This window comes from uncultured Pigmentiphaga sp., assembly GCF_937950555.1.
Lineage (GTDB): Bacteria > Pseudomonadota > Gammaproteobacteria > Burkholderiales > Burkholderiaceae_B > Pigmentiphaga.
In genome coordinates, this window is sequence record NZ_CALFCW010000069.1 from 122642 (window position 1) to 144027 (window position 21386).

The window sequence follows — 21386 nt, forward strand, 5'->3', positions numbered from 1 at the left end:
GGCGGGCAGCGTTCAGGCGTCAGCGCCGCCGTGCTTGTAGCTGTCGAGCCGGTTGTAGAGTGTCTTGAGGCTGATGCCCAGCGTACTGGCGGTTTGCCGCTTGTCGCCGCCGAAATGGGCCAGCGTGGCCAGGATGAGCTCCCGCTGCGCTTCGGGCAGCGGCGTGCCCACGGCCAGCTCGATGCGGCCGTCGCGACGCACGATCCGTCGGTTCCGCGGAGCCGGCTCGGGGCTGCGCACCTCGACTTCCTCGTCAGCGAGTATGAAGGCGCGGTGGATCGCGTTCTTCAGCTCCCGCACGTTGCCCGGCCAGCGATGGTGGCGTAGGTTGTCGAGGGTGCCCTTGGCGAAGCGCTTGCGGGTTTTCTCGGCCGCGTTGAGTTGGTCGAGGAAGTGCCGCGCGAGCAGCTCGATGTCAGAGGTGCGCTCGCGCAGCGGTGGCACGCGCAAGGGAAATACCGCGAGTCGATACAGCAGGTCTTCCCGGAACCTGCCGTCCTGGACGGCAAGTTGCGGGTCGCGATTGGTCGCTGCGATGACGCGGACGTCGGTTGAGATCTGCTCCGTCCCCCCCACGCGGTGAAAGGCGGCGGTCTCGAGGACGCGGAGCAGCTTGATCTGCATGTCCGGCGCCATTTCCGTGATCTCGTCCAGGAGTATCGTGCCGCCGGCGGCGCGTTCGAAATACCCGGCGTGCTGCTGGATGGCGCCGGTGAAACTGCCCTTTTCGTGGCCGAACAGCTCGCCCTCGATGAGGGTGGAGGGGATGGCACCGCAGTTCACCGGGATAAAGGGGCCGCTGGAGCGGGGGCTCTTCTCGTGCAGCGTGCGCGCGACCAATTCCTTGCCCGTGCCGCTCTCGCCGATGATGAGCACGGTGAGCGAAGTGGGCGCGACTTTCTCGATCTGTTGGTACAACTCCCGCATGGCGGGTGATGCGCCATACAGCAGTCCGTAGTGGTCCCAGGCATCCGGTAGGCGCTCGGCCGAGGGAGCGGCGTTGCCGTCGGAACCCGGGCGTTGCGTTTCGGTATCGATCGTCGAGGCCTGGGCTTCGTCAGGGCGCATTGCCGGTTCCTTCCGCATGGGGCTCCAGGGGCGAGGCGAGCCGCGTCGCTGGGCGGCAAGGCCCCATTCTAAGCAGTCGCGGGCGCCCCGCGGGGCGCCGGGGACATGCACGTGGTAACGGGCTGTGGCAACGCCCATCCGTAAGCATGGAATTTACAAGTTTTCATGTAATTCTTACCTATTCCTTGCACTTGGACCATGGCCAATCGCCGGTTGTCGTGGTCTGCTGGCGGAGCACCGGCGTGACGTCTGGCGCCACGGTACGAAAACTGCGAGCGCTGCTTTCCGGAGTGGCGCCGGCGCACGACCCGGTCTGCTCGACGCTGGATCTATACAAGGAGTAAGCGATGTTGCGATGGGCCGCCATTTTCTTCGTAATTGCATTGATCGCCGCGCTTTTCGGATTCGGAGGAATCGCTTCCGGCGCCGCGGAGATCGCGAAGATACTGTTCTACGTTTTCGTCATCGTTTTCGTGGTGACGCTTCTGCTGGGTGCGTTGAGACGCTAGCCCGGAACCGAAACAGGGAGAGGATATGGGTTGGCATTCGAACGACTGGCAAGGAAAGAGCAAGGTAGTCGAGCATTTGCGCGGGGCCGTCGAGGACACCGAAGCTCTGTTGAAAAACAAGGCGGACTTCACCAGCCAGGAGCTCGAGGCTGCGCGCCACCGGCTCCGTGACGAGATGGACCGCGCCCGGGACCTGTTCCGGGACGCGCAGCGTGGCGCTGCGGCGTCCTACCGCCAGGTTTCGGCTCACACGGATGCCTACGTGCGAGAGAATCCATGGAGGGCGGTCGGCATAGCCGCCGCCGTGGGCGCGGTCATCGGCCTGCTGTCCATGCGGCGCTAGTGGCGCATTGCGCCGGCCCGCGGCAGAATGCATGTCGGGCGGTGCTCAGCCCGTCGATACGGACATCCTTTTGACGGCCGAATGGCTGCCCCCGGGAGGCGGCCCCGGCTGCGTGACCTGTTTATCGTGGAGCCTTGACGCATGCCGCATGTCCTGATCGTGGACGATGAACCGAATACTCGAGCCGCCCTGGCGGAAATCGTCAGCGCTGAAGGCTTTACCACCGCAGTGGCGGGCGACCTCCGTGAGGCCCGGATCCAGATCGTGCGCCAGAGTCCAGACGTGGTGCTGACCGATCTCAAGCTTCCCGACGGCAGCGGCATGGACTTATTCAAGGAGCTCGACCCGTCGATCCCGGTAGAGGTCATTCTCATTACCGGCCATGCGAGCGTCGAAAGCGCGGTCGACGCCTTGCGGCTGGGGGCGGCAGACTACCTCATCAAGCCGATCAACATGCAGCGGCTCAAGGCCATCCTGGATCGCATCCCGCGTGCAGGAGACCTGAAAGCCGAGATCGGTTCGCTACGCGGCGAATTGAGGCGGTTCGGTCGCTTTGGGCGCATGCTCGGAAGCTCTGCGGCCATGCAGGATCTCTATGACCAGATCGGCAAGGTTGCGCCCACGGAGGCCACGGTGCTGCTGATCGGCGAAAGCGGCACCGGCAAGGAGCTCGCCGCCCAGACCCTGCACGACCTCAGCCTGCGGCGCAAGCGCCCGTTCCTGGCCGTGAACTGCGGCGCGATTTCGCCCAATTTGATCGAAAGCGAAATGTTCGGGCACGAGCGCGGCAGCTTCACGGGAGCAGAGCGCCAGCACAAGGGGTACTTCGAGCGCTCCCACGGCGGGACCTTGTTCCTGGACGAGATCACGGAAATGCCCATCGAGCTGCAGGTGAAGCTCCTGCGGGTGCTCGAAACGGGCGTTTTCATGCGGGTCGGCACTAACCAGGAAATCGAATGCGACGTGCGCATCATCGCCGCCACGAACCGCAATCCGCAGGAGGCAGTGGCTGAAGGCAAGCTGCGCGAGGATCTCTATCATCGCCTGAACGTATTCCCCATTCACCTTCCGCCCCTGCGGGAGCGCGGCAAGGACGTCGAGCTGCTGGCCCAGAGTTTCCTCGACCAGCTCAACGAAACGCACAAGACTTCCAAGTCATTTTCGCCGGCTATGCTGGCCGACATGGTGGCGCATTCCTGGCCAGGCAACGTGCGTGAATTGAAGAACTACGTGCACCGCGCGTTCATCATGGCCGACGGCGGGCTGATCGATTCGGTGGCGGCACCCATACGACTGGCTCCGGCCGGCAAGGCCGAAAGCGAACCGCTGGTCACGATTTCGGTAGGCATGTCGCTTGCAGAAGCGGATAAGCGCCTGATCTTCGCGACGCTGCAGCACTGTGGAGGCGTCAAGAAGCATGCCGCCGAGATGTTGGGCATCAGCCTAAAGACGCTTTACAACCGGCTGGAGGAGTATGCCGCGAGCGATGCGCGCGAAACGGACGTGCACGACGCGCCCGTGTCATGACGCCTCGTGCAGTCATGGAGACCTCATGTTCGAATTGAGCCTGCACACCGTTCCTCCCGATCCGCCCGTCAAGGATCCTCCGCCGGTCGGCGACCCGCCGCGTACGCCGGTGGGCGACCCGCCCGTGCCGCCAGCGCAGGAACCCGACCCCATCGATCCCGATCTGCCGCCATCTCCGCCCACCCCTCCGGAAGAGGAGTGAGGCGGCACGGTCCGTGCTAGCAGTTTCCTATCCGTGAACAGATAGGAGACAGCCGTGTCACTCATCGTTGCTGCTCGCTTCGATTCATTCCCCGAGGCCGAGCAAGCCGGCCGCCAGCTGTTTGGCGCCGGCTTCGCCCCCGAGGACGTGTCCATTTTCTTCGTCAATCCCGCTGGGCAGCACGACCGCTACTCCCTGGGCGGGGACCAGGCGGTCGACCCCGGTGCGAGCAAGACCCGGCGCGGGGCCGTGGCGGGTGCCGCGCTGCTGGGGCTGGCCGGTGCCTTGATCGGCAGCGTCATCTGGCTGTACGCGGGGGGGTCGGTACTCGCCTTGCTGCTGGCCGTCGGGGTGGGGGCCTACGTGGGATCGCTGGCGGGCGCGCTGGCAGCAACGCGTAGTGCCGCACGCGCCCATCGGGCCGGCCACACGACCGGCATGCGCCGGGCGGGTGTCTTGGCCGCCGTGCATGTGACGCGTGAGTCGGAGGCTGTCGCCGCACGCGTGTTGCGCGATTGCGGTGGCAAAGACGTGGAAAAGGCCGAAGGCCGCTGGCGCGAGGGCGACTGGACAGATTTCGACCCCGTAGCGGCGCCGGTACTGAGCGACAAGGTCCCGGCCCGGCCCGAGGACGCCATGGACGGCCACCCGCGGGCGGCGCGGCACACGGTGCATTGATCGATGGTGTCGCGGGCGGGGGCGGCCCGTCACCGGCGTTCGGTGGCGTCGTCCTCATTGTCGCCGGGATGCGAACGCACGAGGCGCTCTTCATCCACCACCTCATCGGGCAGCACGTCACTTCCCGCTTGCTCTTCTTGCGGATCGACGGAACCGCGCTCGCCGGTGCCGCCCGAATCGGTGTCCGTGGCCTCGTCCGGCAAGCCGGCCAAGTCGCTGCCTGAGTCGGAGGTATCGCTCGGTCCCAGCGCTCCGGTCTTGTCCTCGTCGGGCGCTGCGTCGGGGGCGCCCAGCACGCTGCTGTGGGTCATCACATGCTCCTTCCAGAATGCCGGGTACGCCGCAAACCGCGTGCCCGCCGGTCGAGCCGGGCGACTCACGCGGGCAGCGTCTTCTCCTTGTACTCGCACAAGTCTGCGATGCCGCATTCCGGGCATTTGGGCTTGCGGGCGAGGCAGACGTAGCGTCCGTGCAAGATGAGCCAGTGATGGGCGTCCAGCAGGAAGGGCTTGGGCACTACCTTGAGGAGGCGGTCTTCCACCTCGCGCACGGTCTTGCCGGGCGCCAGGCGGGTGCGGTTGGCCACGCGGAAGATGTGGGTGTCGACAGCCATGGCGACTTGCCGGAAGGCCGTATTGAGCACCACATTGGCGGTCTTGCGGCCGACGCCGGGCAGCGCCTCAAGCGCTTCCCGGCTGGCGGGTACTTCCCCGCCGTGCTGCTCGAGCAGGATCCGGCAGGTAGCGATGACGTTCTTGGCCTTGGTCTTGTAGAGATTGATGGTGCGGATGTACTCGATCAGCCCTTCCTCGCCCAGCTCGAGCAGTTTCTCGGGCGTGCCGTACTGGGGGAAGAAGCGGCGCGTCGCCAGGTTGACGGATTTGTCGGTGGCCTGCGCCGAAAGGATGACCGCAATGAGCAGCTGGAACGTGGTTTGGTATTCCAGCTCCGTCGTCGGCGTGGGATTGGCGGCTTGCAGGCGCTCGAAAATAGCGAGTCGTTTGGCAGAATTCATGCAGACGCGGCGATGGCCGTCTTGTTCGGGATGGATCAATGCGCCCGCCGGGCGCGCGCCCGGGCCAGCGCGGCCTGCAGTATGGCACGTTTGCGTTCGGCCGCTTCGTCGGCGCCGGTGGCTGCCGCAGCGGAGGCTGCGGGGGCGAGCGGGGAAGCGCCTTGGAGTTGGGACTTGGCGCGCAGCCGTTCTTGGTCCTCGAGGCTTTCGCGGGCGAGCCTCTCCTGCCGGCGCCGATGGCGCAGCCTCGCGGCGTCGGCGTCTTGCCGCGTCCAGGTGCGCCCGCCGGGAGCGGGCTCCATCACGATGCAGTCCACAGGACACGGAGCCACGCACAGGTCGCAGCCCGTGCACAGCTCGGGCAGCACCGTATGCATGGCCTTGTTGGCGCCCACGATGGCGTCCACCGGACAGGCCCGGATGCAGAGCGTGCAGCCTATGCAGTGCTGTTCGTCGATGCGCGCCACCCTCAGCGGTTCGTGCCTCCCGCGCGTTTCGTCCAGCGGCAACACCGGCCGTTGCAAAAGGGCGGCGAGCTTGACGATGCCTTCGTCGCCGCCGGGCGGACAACGATTGATGGATGCTTCGCCGCGCACGATGGCTTCGGCGTATGGGCGGCATCCCTCGTAGCCGCACTTGGTGCATTGCGTCTGGGGCAGTTCCGCGTCGACCAGGTCAACCAGGCTCACGGGCGTCCTCGTCAGGCGGGATGGCTGTGCTGGCGAATGAAGGCGGCAATCTGGGGGCAAATCATCTCGCGCCAGCGCCTTCCCGAGAAAATGCCGTAGTGGCCGCAACGTGGCGCCGTGAAGTGACGCTTGCGTTCGGCCGGAATGCCGCTGCACAGGTCGTGCGCGGCCCGGGTCTGGCCGGAGCCGGAAATGTCGTCCAGCTCGCCTTCGATGGTGAAGAGCGCGACCGATTCGATGTCTGCCGGCTTGACAAGCTTGCCCTGCACTTTCCAGACCCCGCGCGGAAGCTGGAACTCTTGGAACACGATGCGTATGGTGTCCAGATAGTACTCGGCCGGCATGTCCAGCACGGCGTTGTATTCGTCGTAGAAGCGGCGATGCGCCTCGGCGTCCTCTTCATCCCCGCGCACCAGGTCGAGGTAGAAATCGTAGTGGGATTTCAGGTGCCGGTCGGGATTCATGCTCACGAAGCCGGCATGCTGGAGGAAGCCCGGATATACCTGGCGACCGGCCCCGGGAAAGCGCGGCGGCACGCGGTGGATGAGGTTCGTCTCGAACCAGGAGTAGGGTTTGGTCGTCGCCAGGTTGTTCACTTGCGTGGGCGACTTGCGCGGGTCGATGGGGCCGCCCATCATGACCATGCTGCGCGGCAGCTTGGGATCGCCTTCCGAGGCCATGAGCGACACCGCGGCGAGCACGGGGACGGTAGGCTGACAGACGGAAATCACGTGGACGTCCGGCCCCAGCTGGCGGATGAAATCCCGGATGTAGTCCACGTAGTCGGCCAAGTGGAACGGGCCGGCAGAGACCGGCACCATGCGGGCATCTATCCAGTCCGTGACGTAGACGTCGTGCGCGGGAAGCAGGGCGCGCACGGTGTCGCGCAGCAGCGTCGCGTGGTGGCCGGAGAGCGGCGCCACCAGCAGTACGGTCGGATCGGGCTTGCGCCTGGCGGGCTTGCGGCCGGCCGGGGTGCGCACGAAATGCACGAGGTTGCAGAATGGACGCGCAGCGGCGATCTCTTCGGTGACGACGGCGTCGGCGCCGTCCATGGTCGTGGACGTGAGCCCCCAGGCCGGCTTTTCGTAGTCCTTGCCCAGCCGGTACAGCAGTTCGTAGCCCGCCGCAAGGCGCCGGGACATCGGCGTATAGGCGAGGGGGCTGTACGGATTAGAGAAAAGCTGTGCCGTCGCGTCCGCAAAGTGCGCGAAAGGGGTGAGCAGCGCCCGCTGCCATTCATGCAATTGATACAGCATCTTTGCTCCAGACCTGGGTGCAAACGATCGTTGCCGTCAAACGATTATATTGCATTGCACAATCCGCGCGGTTCGCGGCCTGGGGAGGGAGGCGAAGCTACCCCTACCAGTAATTCTCGACCGCCAGGTTCCCCGGCTTGCCCCGCCGGGAGGTGCCGAAACCGCGTTCGGCCAGCAGCTTGCGCAGGTCCGAGACCATGTCGGGGTTGCCGCAGAGCATGACGCGCGAGCGTGCCGGATCCAGCGTCACGCCGGCGCGCCTTTCCAGCTCGCCGTTGGCTATCAGCGTCGTGATGCGGTCGCTCATCGCGCCTTCCACCTTTTCGCGCGTGACCGATGGCAGGTAGATGAGCTTGTCCGGCCGCCCGCGGCAAAATTCGCCAAAAACCTCGTGGTTGCGCAGGCCTTCGATGACGTCGCGATACACCAATTCCTGCGGCGTGCGCACGCTGTGCACTACGATCAGATGATCGTATGTTTCCCAGACCTCCAGGTCCTGCAGGACAGAGACGAAAGGCGCCAGTCCCGTTCCCGATGCCAGCATCCACAAGTCCTTGCCGGCAGGGAAGGCCGCCGTGGTCAGGAAGCCGAAGCTCGTTTTGTCGACGTAGATGCGGTCGCCTTCGCGCAGGTGCTCGAGCGCGCTGGTGAACTCGCCGCCCGGCACGACGATGGAAAAAAACTCGAGGAAGTCGTCGTAAGGCGCCGATACGATGGAATAGGCCCGCCAGACGATGCGCCGCCCGGATCCGTCCTCGGCGTCAGGGTCCTGCCGTTCTATGCCCAGGCGGGCGAACTGCCCCGGCGCGAAACGAAAGCCTGGCGATCGTGTCGTACGGAAAGAGAAGAGCTTGTGCGGGACCCAGGTCTTGACCCAGGTGACGGTTTCGACGGTGTATTTTTCAGCGGTCATTATTTCCTGGGCGTCCCCGGCCGGGGCCGCCAGCGCCGGCCAGCCGCCCCGGAGGCGGCCCTGAAAACTGGAATGACGATGCGTCGGCGCGAAAACGGGTCGTTATCGCTCCAGCAGCGCCAGCTTGCCCGTCTTGTCCTTCCACTCGTCGGCGTCGGGCAGCGGCTCTTTGGTACGGGTGATGCTGGGCCAGGTTTGCGCCAGCTCGGCGTTGAGCTGGATGAAGTGGACTTGGTCGGCAGGTACGTCTTCTTCGGCCATGATGGCGTTGGCCGGGCATTCGGGGATGCAGACGGCGCAATCGATGCACTCGTCGGGGTCGATCACCAGAAAGTTAGGGCCTTCGCGAAAGCAGTCGACCGGGCAGACGTCAACGCAATCGGTGTATTTGCATTTGATGCAGTTCTCGGTGACGACGTGAGTCATAGGCTGCTCCAGGGCGGGCTGGAATAAAGTTTAGGTCAAGCCCATCATTTTACCGGACTGGGAGAATCCGGCCGGCATACCCCTTGCGGTGCCATGGATGGAGCGCGCTTCGGGCGCACGGCCGCGGCCGGGCCGGCATGCGGGTAAACCCATGCTTGTGCTATTTTCTTCAGTTACGCAAAAAGGCATCACTGGAGACCGTACGATGCGATCCACCCTGACCGCGCTGCGCAAGAAACTCGCCGCAGGCCGCAAGATTTCCATGCTGACGTGTTACGACGCCGGTTTCGCCAAGGTAATGGAGGATGCCGAGGTCGATTGCATCCTGGTCGGCGACACCTTGGGCATGGTCGTGCAGGGGCGGGACTCCACGTTGCCGGTCCAGCTGCAGGATGTGGCCTACCACGTTTCATGCGTGGCCCGGGGTACGCGGCGGCCGTTCCTGTTGGCCGACATGCCGTTCGGCACGTACCAGGAAAGTCCGCAGCAGGCGCTGCGCAATGCCGTGACGCTGCTGCAGGCCGGGGCGCAAATGGTCAAGATCGAAGGCGGGGCGGAACTCGCGCCCACGATCGAGCTGCTCGTGCGCAGCGGCGTCCCCGTCTGCGGCCACATCGGCCTGCTGCCCTCGCACGTGCATGCGCTGGGCGGCTATCGCGTGCAGGGCAAGGAAGACGCCGAGGCCAGGCGCATCGTGGCCGACGCCAAGGCGGTCGAGGCCGCGGGCGCGGCAATGATGGTGATTGAGGCAGTGCCCGATCCGGTGGCGCGCCAAGTGTGCGAGGCGGTGGACCTGATCACCATCGGCATCGGTGCCTCGGCCGCGTGTTCCGGACAGGTGCTCGTCATGCACGACATGCTGGGGCTGACCTCGACGCCCGCCAAGTTCGTCAAGAACTACATGGTGAACGCCCCGGCCGGCGGGGATGCGGTGCTGCAGGCGTTCCGCCGCTATGTCACGGAAGTCGAGAGCGGCGCATTTCCCGGGCCCGAGCACGTTTACGGCATGTCCGGAGGCAATCTCGGCACGCCCTATGGCAACCAGAGTGGTCCGCAGTCATGATCATCACGTCTTTGCTGGATACCGACCTCTATAAGTTCACCATGATGCAGGTGGTCCTGCATCATTTCCCCGCGGCGCAGGTCGAGTACAAGTACAAGTGCCGCACGCCGGGGATAGACCTGCATCCGTATGTGGACGAGATCCGCGAAGAAATCGATGCGCTGTGCGAGCTGCGCTTCACCGAGGAGGAGCTCGCCTACCTGGGCAGCCTGAGGTTCATCAAGAGCGATTTCGTCGACTTCCTCGGGCTGTTCCGCCTGCCCAGGCGCTGCATATCGGTCTCCAAGGCGCAGGCGCCGGGCGAGCTCGACATCGTGGTCCGGGGGCCGTGGCTGCACACGATCCTGTTCGAAATCCCGGTGCTGGCCATCATCAACGAGGTCTATTTCCGCAACAACCACCTCGTCCCGGCCTATGCTGAGGGGCGGCAGCGCCTCATGAGCAAAGTGGAGATGGTGCGCAGCGATCCGGAGCTGCACGATTTCCACGTTGCCGACTACGGAACCCGCCGGCGCTTTTCCAAGGCCTGGCACGAAGAAGTCGTCATCACGCTCAAAGAGCAGATGCCGGAGAATTTTGCGGGAACCAGCAACGTCTACCTCGCCATGAAGCACGGGCTGACGCCGCTGGGCACCATGGCGCACGAGTATCTGCAAGCCTGCCAGGCGCTGGGGCCGCGCCTGCGCGATTCGCAGATCTACGGTTTCGAGGTCTGGGCACGCGAGTATCGCGGCGACCTGGGCATCGCGCTGTCCGACGTTTACGGAATGAACGCGTTCCTGCGCGATTTCGACATGTACTTCTGCAAGCTGTTCGACGGCGCGCGCCACGACTCCGGCGATCCCTTCATTTGGGGGGAACGCCTGATCGAACACTATAAGCAGAACCGGGTCGATCCCCGCACCAAGACGCTGGTGTTCTCCGACGGCCTGACCTTTCCGTTGGCCATCAAACTGGCCAAGCACTTCAAGGGGCGCTGCAACACTGCCTTCGGCATCGGCACCAACTTGACCAACGACCTCAGTTACCAGCCGCTGCAGGTCGTCATGAAAATGGTCAAGTGCAACGGGCAACCGGTGGCCAAGGTGTCCGACACGCCGGAGAAGACCATGTGCGAGGACAAGGCCTATCTGGCCTACCTGCGGCAGGTGTTCGAGATCCCGCCGGAGCAGACGGAGGGCGGGGACGACTGATCCCGCCTAGACGCCCAGGTAGCGGCTGAGCGTTTCCGGCCGGCGCCGCAGGTCCTCGGCCAGCCCTTCCTGCACCACGCGCCCTTTTTCCAGCACCATCAGGCGGTCCGCATTGGCCATGACCATCCGGTAGTTGCGGTCCACGACGAGGGCCGCCAGGCCGGTGCGCCGGATCTCGCCGATGACGCGCCAGATCTCGGCCACGATCAGGGGCGCGAGGCCTTCGGTCGCTTCGTCCAGGATGATCGCTGCGGGGTTGGTCATCAGCGCGCGGCCGATGGAGAGCATCTGCTGCTCCCCCCCTGAAAGCTGCCAGCCCAGGTTGCCCAGCCTTTCGGTGAGCCGGGGAAAGGTCGCGAGCACGCGGTCCAGCGTCCACTCGGCGCGCCCGTCCGTGCCCCGGCGCGCGGCCATGACCAGGTTTTCCTTCACCGTCAGGTTGGGGAAGATGCCGCGTCCTTCGGGTACGTAGGCGATGCCGACCTGGGCGGCTTCGTAAGGTTTGCCGCGCGACAAGTCGCGGCCTCCGATCACGATCTGGCCTTCGCGCTCCCTGACGTGGCCGAGCAGGGTACGGATCAACGTGGACTTACCCATGCCGTTGCGGCCCAGCAGGCCGAGGGTTTCGCCGCGTCCCAGCCGAAAGTCGATGCCGTGCAGAATGTGGCTGCTGCCATACCACGCGTGGATCCCGCGGGCGTCGATGAGCGTTTCCATCCCTTGCTTCCTCGCGTCGCTCAATGGGCTGCGCCCAGGTAGGCTTCCTGGACGTCCGGATTGTTGCGGACCTCGGCCGGCAGGCCGGTGGCGATGGGGCTGCCGTTGACCATGACGGTGATGTCGTCGGCCACGGCGAAGACCGCGTCCATGTCGTGCTCCACCAGCAGGATGGCGTGGCCTTTCCTCAGCCGGCGCAGTAGCTCCAGCATGCGCTCGGATTCCTCCGCGCCCATGCCGGCGAGCGGTTCGTCGAGCAGCAGCACCGTCGGCGAGGTCGCCAGGCACATGGCGACTTCCAGCTGGCGCTTTTGGCCGTGCGAGAGGCTGGCGGCGGGCTTGTCTGCCAGGGCCGAGAGCCCCGTGCGCTCCATCGCGTCGTCGGCGCGCTCCTGGCTGGCCTTGCACGCCTGCGCCGATTCCCAGATCCGCCAGGGCCGCTGGGCGCGCGCCTGCGCGGCGAGGCGGCAGTTTTCACGTACCGTCAGTGGCAGGAAGATGGTATTGCGCTGGTAGCTGCGGCCTATGCCCGCCTGGGCGCGGCGCGGCTGCGACCAATTCGTGATGTCGCGGCCGTGCAGGCTGATCCAGCCAGAGGTGGGCGCAAGCTCTCCCGAGAGCAGGTGGATGAGCGTCGATTTGCCCGCGCCGTTGGTGCCGATCACGGCATGGATGCGATCGGGCGCGAGGGCGAGGGAAACATTGTCGATGGCTTTGAGCGCGCCGAAATGGCGGCTCAGCCCGTGGGCTTGGAGCACTGCCGTCATGTCGTCTGTTCCGTAGCCGTGGCGCGCGGCGACGCGAGGTCGTCGTCCACCGGGTGGGTTGGGATGCGAGGCGAGGCGGGGCGCGCGCGGCCGCGGCGGGGCAGGCGCAGGCCCGAGAAGCCTCCGGCCAGGCCTTGCGGCATCCACGCCACGGCCAGGATGATGAACCCGCCCATCAGCAGCTGCCAGTGCTTGGTGAGGTCCTGGAACCATTCGGCCAGCAGCACGAAGGTGGCGGCGCCGGCCACGGCGCCCGCCATGCTGCCCAACCCGCCGAGGATGATCATCAGGAGCGCGTTGCCGGACTGGTGCCAGGACACGAGCTCCGGATTGACGTAGCCATGCTGGGTGGCGTAGAGAAAGCCCGCCAGCCCAGCGAGGGCGCCGCCCAGGGTGAAGCTGGCGAGCTTGTAGGCAAACGTATCGAAGCCGGCTGCCCGCATGCGAGGCTCGTTGTGCCGGATGCCGACCAGCGCGTGGCCGAGCCGCGAGCGCAATACCAGCCCGATTACACCCAGCGTGAGCGCCAGGCCGAGCAGCGTGAGCCAGTAGACGTGGGAGGCTTGGTCAAGGTCGACGAGGCGCAGGCTCCCCAGCTCGAACGCCGGCTTGTTGTAGATATACGTGCCGTCGCTGCCGCCGAATATCTCGACGTCGTGGAACACGAAGTACACCAGCTGGCCGAAGGCCAGGGTGACCATGATGAAATAGATGCCGCGCGTGCGCATCACCAGGAAACCGATGATGAACGCGAGCAGCGCCGCACAGGCGATCGCTGCCAGGAGCAGCAGCCAGCCGTTGCCGGCCTCGTAGCGCGGCGTGAGCATCGCGACGGCGTAGGCGGCGGCGCCGAAATAGGCGGCGTGGCCCAGGCTGATCAGGCCGGTGTAGCCCGCCAGCAGCTGAAGGCTGGCGGCGAAGATCGCCATGATCAGCACTTTGGTGCCGAGTTCGATGTGGAACGGCGTGCCGATTGGCTCGGGCAGCACCGGCAGCAGCGCCAGCAGTCCCAGCACGACGATCCAGGCAAGCAGGGGAGGGACTTTCATTCCGTATTCCAATGTGTCGCAGGCAGCTCCGGCACGGCGGGCCGCGCCAGGGATCAAGTACCTTGTTTGAACAAACCCTCTGGGCGCCATAACAGGATGGCGGCCATGAGGACATAGATCAGCGCGCCGGCGGCCTGCTGCCAGAACACCTTGCCGAAGGTGTCGACGAAGCCGATCAGCAGCGACGCGACCAGCGCTCCCTTGATCGAGCCGATGCCGCCGATGACCACGACGACGAAACAGATGATCAGTACAGAGCCACCCATGCCTGGGTAGACGGAAGAGACGGGTGCGGCGATCATGCCCGCGAGCACCGCGATGGCGACGCCGATCGCGAATACGATGCGATACAGCAGCGATATGTTGATGCCTAGCGACTGCACCATCTCGCGGTTGGTCGCGCCGGCCCGCACCATCATGCCCACCCGCGTTTTCTTGAGCGCCGCGTACATCGCGGCGGCCAGCAGCACGCATACGCCCGAAATGAAGAGCCGGTACACCGGGTACGTCATGTCGTTGCCGATCGCGATGCCGCCGGACAGCCAGTCGGGGACGGGCACCCCGTGCACGTCGTCCCCTACGAGGATGCTGCGCATTTCTTCGATCACCAGAATCAGGCCGTAGGTCAGGAGCACCTGCTGCAGGTGTTCGCGCTCATAGAGGAAGCTAAAGAAGCACCATTCCAGCAGGTAGCCGAACAAGACGGCCAGCGCGATGCCCAGCAGCAACGCCGCGACGAAGTTGCCGGTCAACGACGACAGCGTGAACGCCAGGTACGCGCCGATCATGTAAAAGCTGCCGTGGGCCAGGTTGATCACGCCCATGATGCCGAAGATCAGCGTCAATCCGCTGGCGATCAAGAACAGCAGCAGGCCGTACTGCACGCTGTTCAGGCACTGGATCAAGAAAGTCGTCAAATCCATCGCTCACTCCCGTCGGGCCGCCGTCGCAAGTCGCGGTCGCGCCTTACATCTTGCAGCCGCGCGCCGGGTCGGCGAGGGCGGGCACTGCAACGCTGACGAATTGGTTGGTCTTGTTCTCGACCTTGCGCAGGTAAATGTCCTGTACCGGGTTGTGCGCCCTGGACATCGTGAATGCGCCACGCGGGCTGTCGAGCTTGGCCTGCTCCATGCCCTTGATCACGGCTTCGCGCTTGCCGATGTCGCCGTTCGCGGCCTTCAGTCCCGCGTCGAGGAGCTGTGCGGCGTCGTAGCCCTGTACGGCGTAGACGTCGGGCTGGAGCTTGTACGATTTTTCATATGCGGCGCGGAAGGCCTTGTCCTTGGGCAACGTCAGGCCGTCGGCATAGTGCAGCGTGGTCAGCAGTCCATCGGCGGCGGCGCCTTGCGCTTCCAGCGTGCCGTCGGTCAGGAAGCCGGGGCCATAGAGCGGGATTTTGTCTTTCAGGCCCGCCGCGGCGTAGTCCTTGACGAACTTGACCGCGCCGCCGCCGGCGAAGAACACGTATACGGCATCGGGCTTGAGCGCGGCGATTTCGGTCAACAGGGCCTGGAATTCGACGTTGGGGAAGGGCAGGTGCAGGTGCTTGATGACCTTGCCGCCCTTCGATTCAAAACCTTCCTTGAAACCGTTGGTCGACTCGTCGCCCGCGGCGTACTTCCAGCTCAGCGTGACGGCCGTCTTGTGTTTGAACTGGGTTGCGGCCACCAGCCCCATCGCATAGGCGGGCTGCCAGTTGCTGAAGGAAGAGCGGAAAATGTTGGGCGCGCACAGTGGGCCGGTCACATCGTCGGCGCCCGCGTTGGGGATGATGAGCAGCGTCTTGGTGTCTTTTGCGACCTTCGCCATGGCCATGGCCACGCCCGAGTGCACGGTGCCGACCAGCACGTCGACCTGGTCGCGCTTGACGAGCTTGTTGGCGTTGTCCGAGGCCTTGGCCGGGTCGGATTCGTCGTCTACCTTGAAGTACTCGATGTCGCGTCCGGCCAGCTTGCCGCCTTGCTCCTGCACGTACAGGCGGAACCCGTTCTCGATCGCGGTGCCGAGCGCCGAATAGGTGCCGGTGTAGGGCAGCATCAGCCCGACCTTCACCTTGCCCGGAGCCTGGGCCGATGCCGTCGAGGCAAGGCAGGACGCGGCGAACATCGCGGCGGCGAGGATGGCGGATTGGCGTTTCGAAGCGTTCATTTCTTGTCTCCTGGCGGGCGGGCATCGTGCGGCGCCGCCCCTTTCTTGGTGGAAAAAGTCGATGCGCCCTGTGGCTGCGCATCGCGGTGACGCCCGAAGTTCTCCGGACGGCTCATCGGTGGTGGCGCCGGATGAAGGCCACGCAGGCCTCGATCAGCTTCGCCGGCTGGTCGCGGTGCGGCGAATGGCCGCAATCCTCCAGCTTCAGCAGCTCGGCATGCGGGACTTCTTCGGCAATGCCGTCTATCTGCGCCATGGTGCCGTACTCGTCGTCGTAGCCCTGGACGGCGAGGACGGGGCAGCGGATGTCGGGCAAGAGCGCCTTGATGTTCCAGCGCTTGAATTCGGGGTTGAGCCAGACGTCGTTCCAGCCCCAGAAGGCCGAATCGGGATCGGCGTGGTAGCGGGCGAGCTTGCTGCGCAGGTCGGTGGTGACGTAGCCGTCGCGCGCCTGTTCGATGCTGGCCAGCGTGATCGACTCGACGAAGAGATGAGGCGCTGCAACGATCAGCCCTCCAACGCGGTCGGGAAACGCGGCGGCGTACATGAGCGCGATCGAGCCGCCGTCGCTATGGCCGTAGAGCCAGGGCGGGTCGGCGCGGGTGTCGTGGCCGATGGCCTCGAAGAATGCGGGCAGGAAATGACGGGCCTGTCTATGCATGAAGTCGACCGGCCATTTCTCGTGGCCGGGCCGCGGACTCGAGCGGCCGTAGCCCCAGCGCGACAGCACCAGGCCGCGGCAGCCGACGGCTTCGCAGAGGGTGCGCGGGAAATCCTTCCACATCGCCACCGAGCCCAGGCCCTCGTGCAGGAACACGAGCAACGGCTGCTGCGTACGCTGCGGCGCGATGAACACGTATTCGATGTCGTGGCGCTTGCCGTCCCAGGAAACGTCGGCGAAGCGCGTGGGGGCAGCATCGGCGTCCGGGGTGGCGTAGGTGCGCCAAGGCAGCCCGGCGCGCAGCGGTTCATTCGCGCTCATGCGTGCACCTCCTGCGATGCCTTGGCGCTTTCCCGCTCCCGCAGCCGGAACCGCTGGATCTTCCCCGTCGCGGTCTTGGGCAGGTCGCTGACGAACTCAATCTGGCGGGGGTATTTATGCGGTGCCAGGCGCGCTTTCACGAAGGCCTTGAGCTCGGCGTCCAGCGCGTCTCCGGCGGGCTGGCCGGGCTTGAGCACGACGTACGCCTTGGTCTTGGTCAGGCCGTCGTCGTCGGTGACGCCAATCACGGCGGCTTCGAGCACGGCGGGGTGCTGTACCAGCGTCGCTTCGACCTCGAAGGGCGAGACGTACTGGCCGCTCACTTTGAGCATGTCGTCGCTGCGGCCGGCGTAGGTGTAATAGCCGTCCGCATCGCGGCTGTATTTATCGCCGCTCTTGGTCCAGGCGCCCTGGAACGTCTCGCGGCTCTTTTCGCGGTTGTTCCAGTACATCAGCGCCGCGCTCGGGCCCCGGATGTAGAGGTCGCCGATTTCCCCCACGCCCACCGGCTTGCCGTCCTCGCCACGCAGTTCGACTTCGTAGCCCTCCACCGGTTTGCCGGTGGTGCCGTAGCGCACGTCGCCCACGCGGTTCGAAATGAAGATGTGCAGCATTTCGGTCGAGCCAATGCCGTCAATGATTTCGCAGCCGAAATGCGCGGTGAAGCGTTCTCCGATTTCCTGCGGGAGCGCCTCGCCCGCCGATGAGCACAGGCGTAGGGCGACGTCCTCGCGCGCGGGCAGCGCCGGGCTGGCCAGCATGCCGGCATAGCCGGTCGGGGCGCCGCAGAAGATCGTGGGCCGCAAGCGCGTCAGTCTTTCGAAACAGGCTTCGGGCGTGGGACGCCCGGCCATGAGCACGACGGAGGCGCCGACGCTGAGCGGAAAACTCAGCGCATTGCCCAGCCCGTAGGCGAAGAAGAGCTTGGCGGCCGAGAACACCGTGTCGCTCTCGCGCATGCCCAGGACGCGCTTGGCGTAAAGCTCGGCCGTCCAATAGGGGTTGGCGTGGGTGTGCACTGCGCCCTTGGGCTTGCCTGTGGAGCCGGAGGAATAGAGCCAGAACGCGGGCTCGTCTGCGAGCGTGTCGGCCGGGGCAGCCATGGGTTCGTGCGCGGCCAGCCAGTCGTCGAAGTCCAGCGCGCCGCCTAGGGGAGTGCCAGATTCGTCGCGCGATGCGACGATGTGCCGCACCCGGTGCCTGCTCGTTGCGAGCGCGGACGAAACCTTGGGCAGTAGCGAGCGCGAGGCCAGCACGGCGCGCGCCCGGCTGTGCTCGAGCATGTAGGCGTAATCGGCAGGCGTCAGCAGCGTATTGACCGCGACGGGCACGATGCCTGCGTAGAGCGCGCCGAGGAAGCTGACGGGCCAGTCGGTGCAGTCGTTCATCAACAGCAGCACGCGGTCTTCCGGGCGCAGGTCTAGGTCCAGCAGCGCGGAGGCGGCCCGGCGGACTTTTTCGTCGAGTTCGCCGTACGTCATGCAACCGCGGTCGTCGATGTAGGCTGTCTTGGCGGCGCGTCCTGCATTGAGCGCCAGCAGATGGCCGGCGAAATTGAACTCCGCAGGTGGGGCGGCACAGTCGGCAAGCATGGTCGTCTCCTCACTCCAATCAATGCTCGTTTTCCGGCTCCCGTCAGGCAGTGCGTGCGCCGGAATGTGCTCGATGTCTCGTTTGCGCGGGCCTAGGGCCCACCGGCGCCCAGCCCGTCGAGGACGGATCCGGCGCCTTGGATCGCGGTGCGGCGGTGATAGAACTGCAGCGCCCGCAACCCTCCCAGCTCCTCGCCACCGCCGGCGCGACCCGGGCCGCCGTGCAGCGACATGGGCATCACGTTCCCGTGGCCGCTGTGCGTGGCACCCACCGCGGGGGTGACCACGTGCAGGCGGCCGTGCGCGTCGGCCAGCTCGAGCGCGACGCGGGCGGCGAGCGCATCGTCGCCGGTGTAGATGGAGGTCACGAGTGAACCTTGTCCGAGGCGTACCTGGCGCGTCGCATCGTCCAGGTCGCGATAGGGCAGCAGTGTCGCCACCGGACCGAAGACTTCGATTTCGTGGACCGCCCCGGCCGAGGCGTCCGGTGCGCCGAGGAGGGTCGGCCCGATGCAGGCAGATACCGAGGGGTCGGCATCGACCAGGGGCGTTGCTTCGCCGTCGTGTAGTACCTCGGCGTGACGCCGCAGCTGCGCGATGCCGGCGCGGACGCTTTCCCATTGTGCGCGGCTGACCAGGGATCCCATGCGCACCGCGTCATTGCGCGGATCGCCCACGGTGATTTGCGCCAGGCGCGCCGAGATGGCACGGCCGGCGTCGGCATAGTGGGCCGCCGGAACGAAGATGCGCCGGATGGCCGTGCATTTTTGCCCGGACTTGACCGTCATCTCGCGCACCACCTCGTCGATCAGCAGGTCGAAGGCCGGCGAACCGGGCGGCGCGTCGGGAAGCAGCAATGCGCTGTTGAGGCTGTCGGCCTCGACGTTCACGCGTACCGAGCGCCGCACGACGGCGTCGTGCGCGCGGATGGCCGCGGCGGTGTCGGCCGAGCCGGTGAACGACACGACGTCGAAGGGCTGCAAGGCATCGAGCAGCCCCCGCGCGCTGCCGCAGGCGATGGACAATGCGCCGGGCGGCAGCACGCCTGCGGCGATGACGTCGGCCACCATGGCCTGCGCTAGCCAGGCCGTGGCGGTGGCCGGCTTGGCGACGACCGGCACGCCGGAGAGCAGGGCTGGAGCCGCTTTTTCCCAGAGCCCCCAGGCAGGGAAATTGAATGCGTTGATGAAGAGGGCGAGCCCACGCACCGGCACCGACACGTGCTGGCTTCGGAACGATCCGTCCTTGGCTAGCGGCACGGCCTCGCCGTCTGGCAGCCATCGTGCGTCGCCCAGCTCCGTGCCCCACCGGGCATACTGGCCGAGCGTGAAGATCGCGCCGTCGATGTCCACCGCCGAATCGCGGTGGGTGGTACCCGAATTGGCGAGTGCGATGTCGAAATAGCGGTCGCGGTTGGCCTTGAGCACGTCCGCGATCGCCGCCAATAGTCCCGCTCGCTCGCGATAGGTCAGCGCGCGCAGCGCGGTGCCACCCTCGTGGCGCGCATACTCGCATGCGGCGGCCAGGTCCAGGCCGGCGCTCGAGACCCGCGCGAGCTCGGCGCCCGATACAGGGTCGAACAGTGGGGCGCCGGGGCCGTCGCCGGCCTGCCAGCGTCCGGCCAGGAAGTTCGGTAGCAGTGTGCTCATGAGCGGGTGAATTCGATGGCGCCTTCGGGCAGCAGGTAGAGGACCAGGGCGCGCCCGCCCGCGACGGTGGGACGGTGCGCGCTGCCGGGCGGATACACTTTCCAGCCTGCCGGACTGCCGTCGAAGCTGGCCTGCGGGGTCTGCGGCATGACCATGTCGATCTCGCCGTTCGGGTGGACGTGATGCGGGCCCGCCACGTCGGCCATCTCCACCACGTCGACGGAAAAACCGGCCGTCTCGGGGCCGGGCTTGACGACGCGCCCGTAGCGCACGCCGCCGGCCTCGCGCTGGCAGAGCCAGCCTTCGCGCACGCCCGTCTCGCAAGCGCGCGTCATGTCGCGGAACCAATCGGAGTCGCACCCGTAATGCCGGTTGAGATGTGCTTCGAGCGTCTCGTCCACGGGCAGGCCGGCGATGGACTGCGTTATCTTCTGCACCAAGGATTCAAATGAATCGCGCATGAATTCGTCTCCTCAGGCATACTCAACTTCATGTTGCATCCGATGTCCATGAAGTATTGTGCATGTTCTTGAGGCGAGACAATACGCGTCATGGTCGGGTCATGTCAAAAAGAAAACCGCATCCTGCGGGTAAATCCCAGGAGCGCGCTTCGTCGTGCGAGCCAGTTCCGATGAAAGAAGAAGAGGTGGGTATTTCCGAGTCCGATCGCCTGGCGGCCGGCGGCGTGCCGGCGAAAGAGCCGTTCCTGGTTGCCTTGGGCGATCGCATCCGTATCATCCGCGCGCGGCGCGGCCTGACCCGCAAGGCGACGGCGACGGCGGCGGGCATCTCCGAGCGCCACCTAGCCAATCTCGAGCTGGGCACGGGCAATGCCTCCATTCTCGTCCTGCTCCAGGTCTCCCAGGCGCTGCAGTGCTCGCTGGCGGAAATCCTCGGCGACGTGACCACCAGCAGCCCTGAGTGGTTGTTGATCCGCGAGTTGCTGGAGGGCCGCTCCGAAGCCGACCTGCATCGCGCGCGCAATGCGCTGTCGGAGTTGTTCGGCTCGCGTCGCGACAGCCACTCCCGGCTGTCGCGCATCGCGCTGGTCGGCCTGCGCGGCGCGGGCAAATCGACGTTGGGGCGGATGCTGGCGGAAGACCTCGGCTACGCCTTCATCGAGCTGAGCCGGGAGATCGAGAAGGTTGCCGGCTGTAGCATCGTCGAGATTCATTCGCTCTACGGCGCCAACGCGTACCGACGCTACGAGCGGCGAGCGCTGGAAGAGACCATCCAGATTTATCCGGAAGTCGTGATCGCGACGCCGGGCGGCCTCGTCTCGGACGTATCGACGTTCAATCTCCTGCTCACCCATTGCTACACGATCTGGCTGCAGGCCGATCCCGAGGACCACATGCGCCGCGTGGTGGCGCAGGGCGACTTCCGTCCCATGTCCGGCAGTCGCGAGGCGATGGAGGATCTCAAGCGGATCCTTGCCGGTCGCGCCGCGTTCTATGCCAAGGCCGATGCCCGCTACAACACCAGCGGCCATTCGCTGGAGGAAGCCTTCGAAGGCCTGCGGACTTTGGTGCGCAACGCTGCCGGGCTGATGGACTGGAACATGTGACGTGACCGGGCGCCGCCTGGGGCGGCGCCG

The 21386-nt window shown here is 65.8% G+C and carries 24 protein-coding genes; 8 read left to right on the top strand and 16 right to left on the bottom strand.

The window, feature by feature from the left end; translation table 11 throughout:
• Positions 1–12: 12 nt before the first annotated feature.
• Entirely contained in the window at positions 13–1068 is a 1056-nt protein-coding gene (locus Q0319_RS16730) for a sigma-54 dependent transcriptional regulator (protein WP_299454571.1), read from the bottom strand.
• Between the two features lie 347 nt (positions 1069–1415).
• On the opposite strand from Q0319_RS16730, the gene Q0319_RS16735 reads away from it, so the two are divergent.
• The 5 genes from Q0319_RS16735 (at position 1416) to Q0319_RS16755 (ending at position 4327) form a co-directional block, all read left to right on the top strand.
• On the top strand, positions 1416–1577 hold the full coding sequence (locus Q0319_RS16735) for a DUF1328 domain-containing protein (RefSeq protein ID WP_296471103.1): 162 nt from the start codon (positions 1416–1418) through the stop codon (positions 1575–1577).
• Positions 1578–1602: 25 nt separating this feature from the next.
• Positions 1603–1920, top strand: a complete 318-nt coding sequence (locus Q0319_RS16740) for a DUF883 family protein (protein ID WP_296471106.1) — start codon at positions 1603–1605, stop codon at positions 1918–1920.
• A 141-nt stretch (positions 1921–2061) separates the two neighbouring features.
• Positions 2062–3447 carry a sigma-54 dependent transcriptional regulator gene (locus tag Q0319_RS16745; protein WP_296471110.1) on the top strand — a complete coding sequence of 462 codons (1386 nt, stop codon included), beginning with the start codon at positions 2062–2064 and terminating at the stop codon, positions 3445–3447.
• 25 nt (positions 3448–3472) lie between these two features.
• Positions 3473–3649, top strand: coding sequence for a hypothetical protein (locus tag Q0319_RS16750; protein ID WP_296471113.1), 177 nt, complete (start codon positions 3473–3475; stop codon positions 3647–3649).
• Between the two features lie 54 nt (positions 3650–3703).
• Positions 3704–4327 (top strand): hypothetical protein, encoded by a 624-nt coding sequence (locus tag Q0319_RS16755; RefSeq protein ID WP_299454575.1) that lies wholly within the window; start codon positions 3704–3706, stop codon positions 4325–4327.
• Positions 4328–4356: 29 nt separating this feature from the next.
• On the opposite strand, the gene Q0319_RS16760 is transcribed toward Q0319_RS16755, so the two are convergent.
• The 6 genes from Q0319_RS16760 to fdxA all read right to left on the bottom strand — a co-directional run bounded on the left by Q0319_RS16760 (position 4357) and on the right by fdxA (position 8629).
• On the bottom strand, positions 4357–4638 hold the full coding sequence (locus Q0319_RS16760; protein ID WP_299454578.1) for a hypothetical protein: 282 nt from the start codon (positions 4636–4638) through the stop codon (positions 4357–4359).
• 65 nt (positions 4639–4703) lie between these two features.
• Positions 4704–5342: an endonuclease III gene (gene nth, locus Q0319_RS16765; protein ID WP_299454581.1), complete on the bottom strand. Its 639-nt coding sequence runs from the start codon at positions 5340–5342 to the stop codon at positions 4704–4706.
• A 35-nt stretch (positions 5343–5377) separates the two neighbouring features.
• A complete protein-coding gene (gene rsxB, locus Q0319_RS16770) occupies positions 5378–6031 on the bottom strand; it encodes an electron transport complex subunit RsxB (RefSeq protein ID WP_296469234.1) in 654 nt (217 codons plus the stop codon).
• Between the two features lie 11 nt (positions 6032–6042).
• A complete protein-coding gene (phaZ, locus tag Q0319_RS16775; protein WP_296469233.1) occupies positions 6043–7290 on the bottom strand; it encodes a polyhydroxyalkanoate depolymerase in 1248 nt (415 codons plus the stop codon).
• Between the two features lie 103 nt (positions 7291–7393).
• Positions 7394–8203 carry a ferredoxin--NADP reductase gene (locus Q0319_RS16780; RefSeq protein WP_299454585.1) on the bottom strand — a complete coding sequence of 270 codons (810 nt, stop codon included), beginning with the start codon at positions 8201–8203 and terminating at the stop codon, positions 7394–7396.
• A gap of 102 nt (positions 8204–8305) precedes the next feature.
• Complete coding sequence (gene fdxA / locus Q0319_RS16785; protein WP_296469229.1) at positions 8306–8629, bottom strand: ferredoxin FdxA; 324 nt, start codon at positions 8627–8629, stop codon at positions 8306–8308.
• 205 nt (positions 8630–8834) lie between these two features.
• Here fdxA and panB point away from each other — a divergent pair, with 205 nt between their 5' ends.
• Together panB and pncB are read left to right on the top strand one after the other, a co-directional pair.
• Positions 8835–9692, top strand: coding sequence for a 3-methyl-2-oxobutanoate hydroxymethyltransferase (gene panB, locus Q0319_RS16790; RefSeq protein WP_296469227.1), 858 nt, complete (start codon positions 8835–8837; stop codon positions 9690–9692).
• A complete protein-coding gene (gene pncB / locus Q0319_RS16795) occupies positions 9689–10885 on the top strand; it encodes a nicotinate phosphoribosyltransferase (RefSeq protein WP_296469225.1) in 1197 nt (398 codons plus the stop codon). Before panB ends, pncB begins: the two co-directional genes overlap by 4 nt.
• A 6-nt stretch (positions 10886–10891) precedes the next feature.
• Here pncB and Q0319_RS16800 read toward each other — a convergent pair whose 3' ends face one another.
• From Q0319_RS16800 to Q0319_RS16840, 9 genes are all read right to left on the bottom strand, one after another.
• Entirely contained in the window at positions 10892–11602 is a 711-nt protein-coding gene (locus Q0319_RS16800) for an ABC transporter ATP-binding protein (RefSeq protein ID WP_296469223.1), read from the bottom strand.
• Positions 11603–11622: 20 nt separating this feature from the next.
• Positions 11623–12369 carry an ABC transporter ATP-binding protein gene (locus Q0319_RS16805; protein WP_296469221.1) on the bottom strand — a complete coding sequence of 249 codons (747 nt, stop codon included), beginning with the start codon at positions 12367–12369 and terminating at the stop codon, positions 11623–11625.
• On the bottom strand, positions 12366–13418 hold the full coding sequence (locus tag Q0319_RS16810; protein WP_299454591.1) for a branched-chain amino acid ABC transporter permease: 1053 nt from the start codon (positions 13416–13418) through the stop codon (positions 12366–12368). The genes Q0319_RS16805 and Q0319_RS16810 overlap by 4 nt, the downstream gene beginning before the upstream one ends.
• 53 nt (positions 13419–13471) lie before the next feature.
• Positions 13472–14341 (bottom strand): branched-chain amino acid ABC transporter permease, encoded by an 870-nt coding sequence (locus Q0319_RS16815; protein ID WP_299454594.1) that lies wholly within the window; start codon positions 14339–14341, stop codon positions 13472–13474.
• Positions 14342–14384: 43 nt separating this feature from the next.
• Positions 14385–15524, bottom strand: coding sequence for an ABC transporter substrate-binding protein (locus Q0319_RS16820; RefSeq protein ID WP_299454662.1), 1140 nt, complete (start codon positions 15522–15524; stop codon positions 14385–14387).
• 154 nt (positions 15525–15678) lie between these two features.
• The gene (locus Q0319_RS16825) at positions 15679–16548 is read right to left on the bottom strand and encodes an alpha/beta hydrolase (RefSeq protein ID WP_299454597.1); all 870 of its coding nucleotides are present in this window, start codon (positions 16546–16548) and stop codon (positions 15679–15681) included.
• Complete coding sequence (locus tag Q0319_RS16830; protein WP_296469439.1) at positions 16545–18140, bottom strand: benzoate-CoA ligase family protein; 1596 nt, start codon at positions 18138–18140, stop codon at positions 16545–16547. Before Q0319_RS16830 ends, Q0319_RS16825 begins: the two co-directional genes overlap by 4 nt.
• Positions 18141–18232: 92 nt before the next feature.
• Entirely contained in the window at positions 18233–19789 is a 1557-nt protein-coding gene (locus Q0319_RS16835; protein ID WP_299454600.1) for a 3,4-dehydroadipyl-CoA semialdehyde dehydrogenase, read from the bottom strand.
• Positions 19786–20250 carry a DUF4863 family protein gene (locus Q0319_RS16840; protein WP_296469435.1) on the bottom strand — a complete coding sequence of 155 codons (465 nt, stop codon included), beginning with the start codon at positions 20248–20250 and terminating at the stop codon, positions 19786–19788. Before Q0319_RS16840 ends, Q0319_RS16835 begins: the two co-directional genes overlap by 4 nt.
• Positions 20251–20420: 170 nt before the next feature.
• Between Q0319_RS16840 and Q0319_RS16845 the strand changes: the two genes are divergently transcribed.
• On the top strand, positions 20421–21356 hold the full coding sequence (locus tag Q0319_RS16845; protein ID WP_299454603.1) for a helix-turn-helix transcriptional regulator: 936 nt from the start codon (positions 20421–20423) through the stop codon (positions 21354–21356).
• Positions 21357–21386 lie beyond the last annotated feature (30 nt).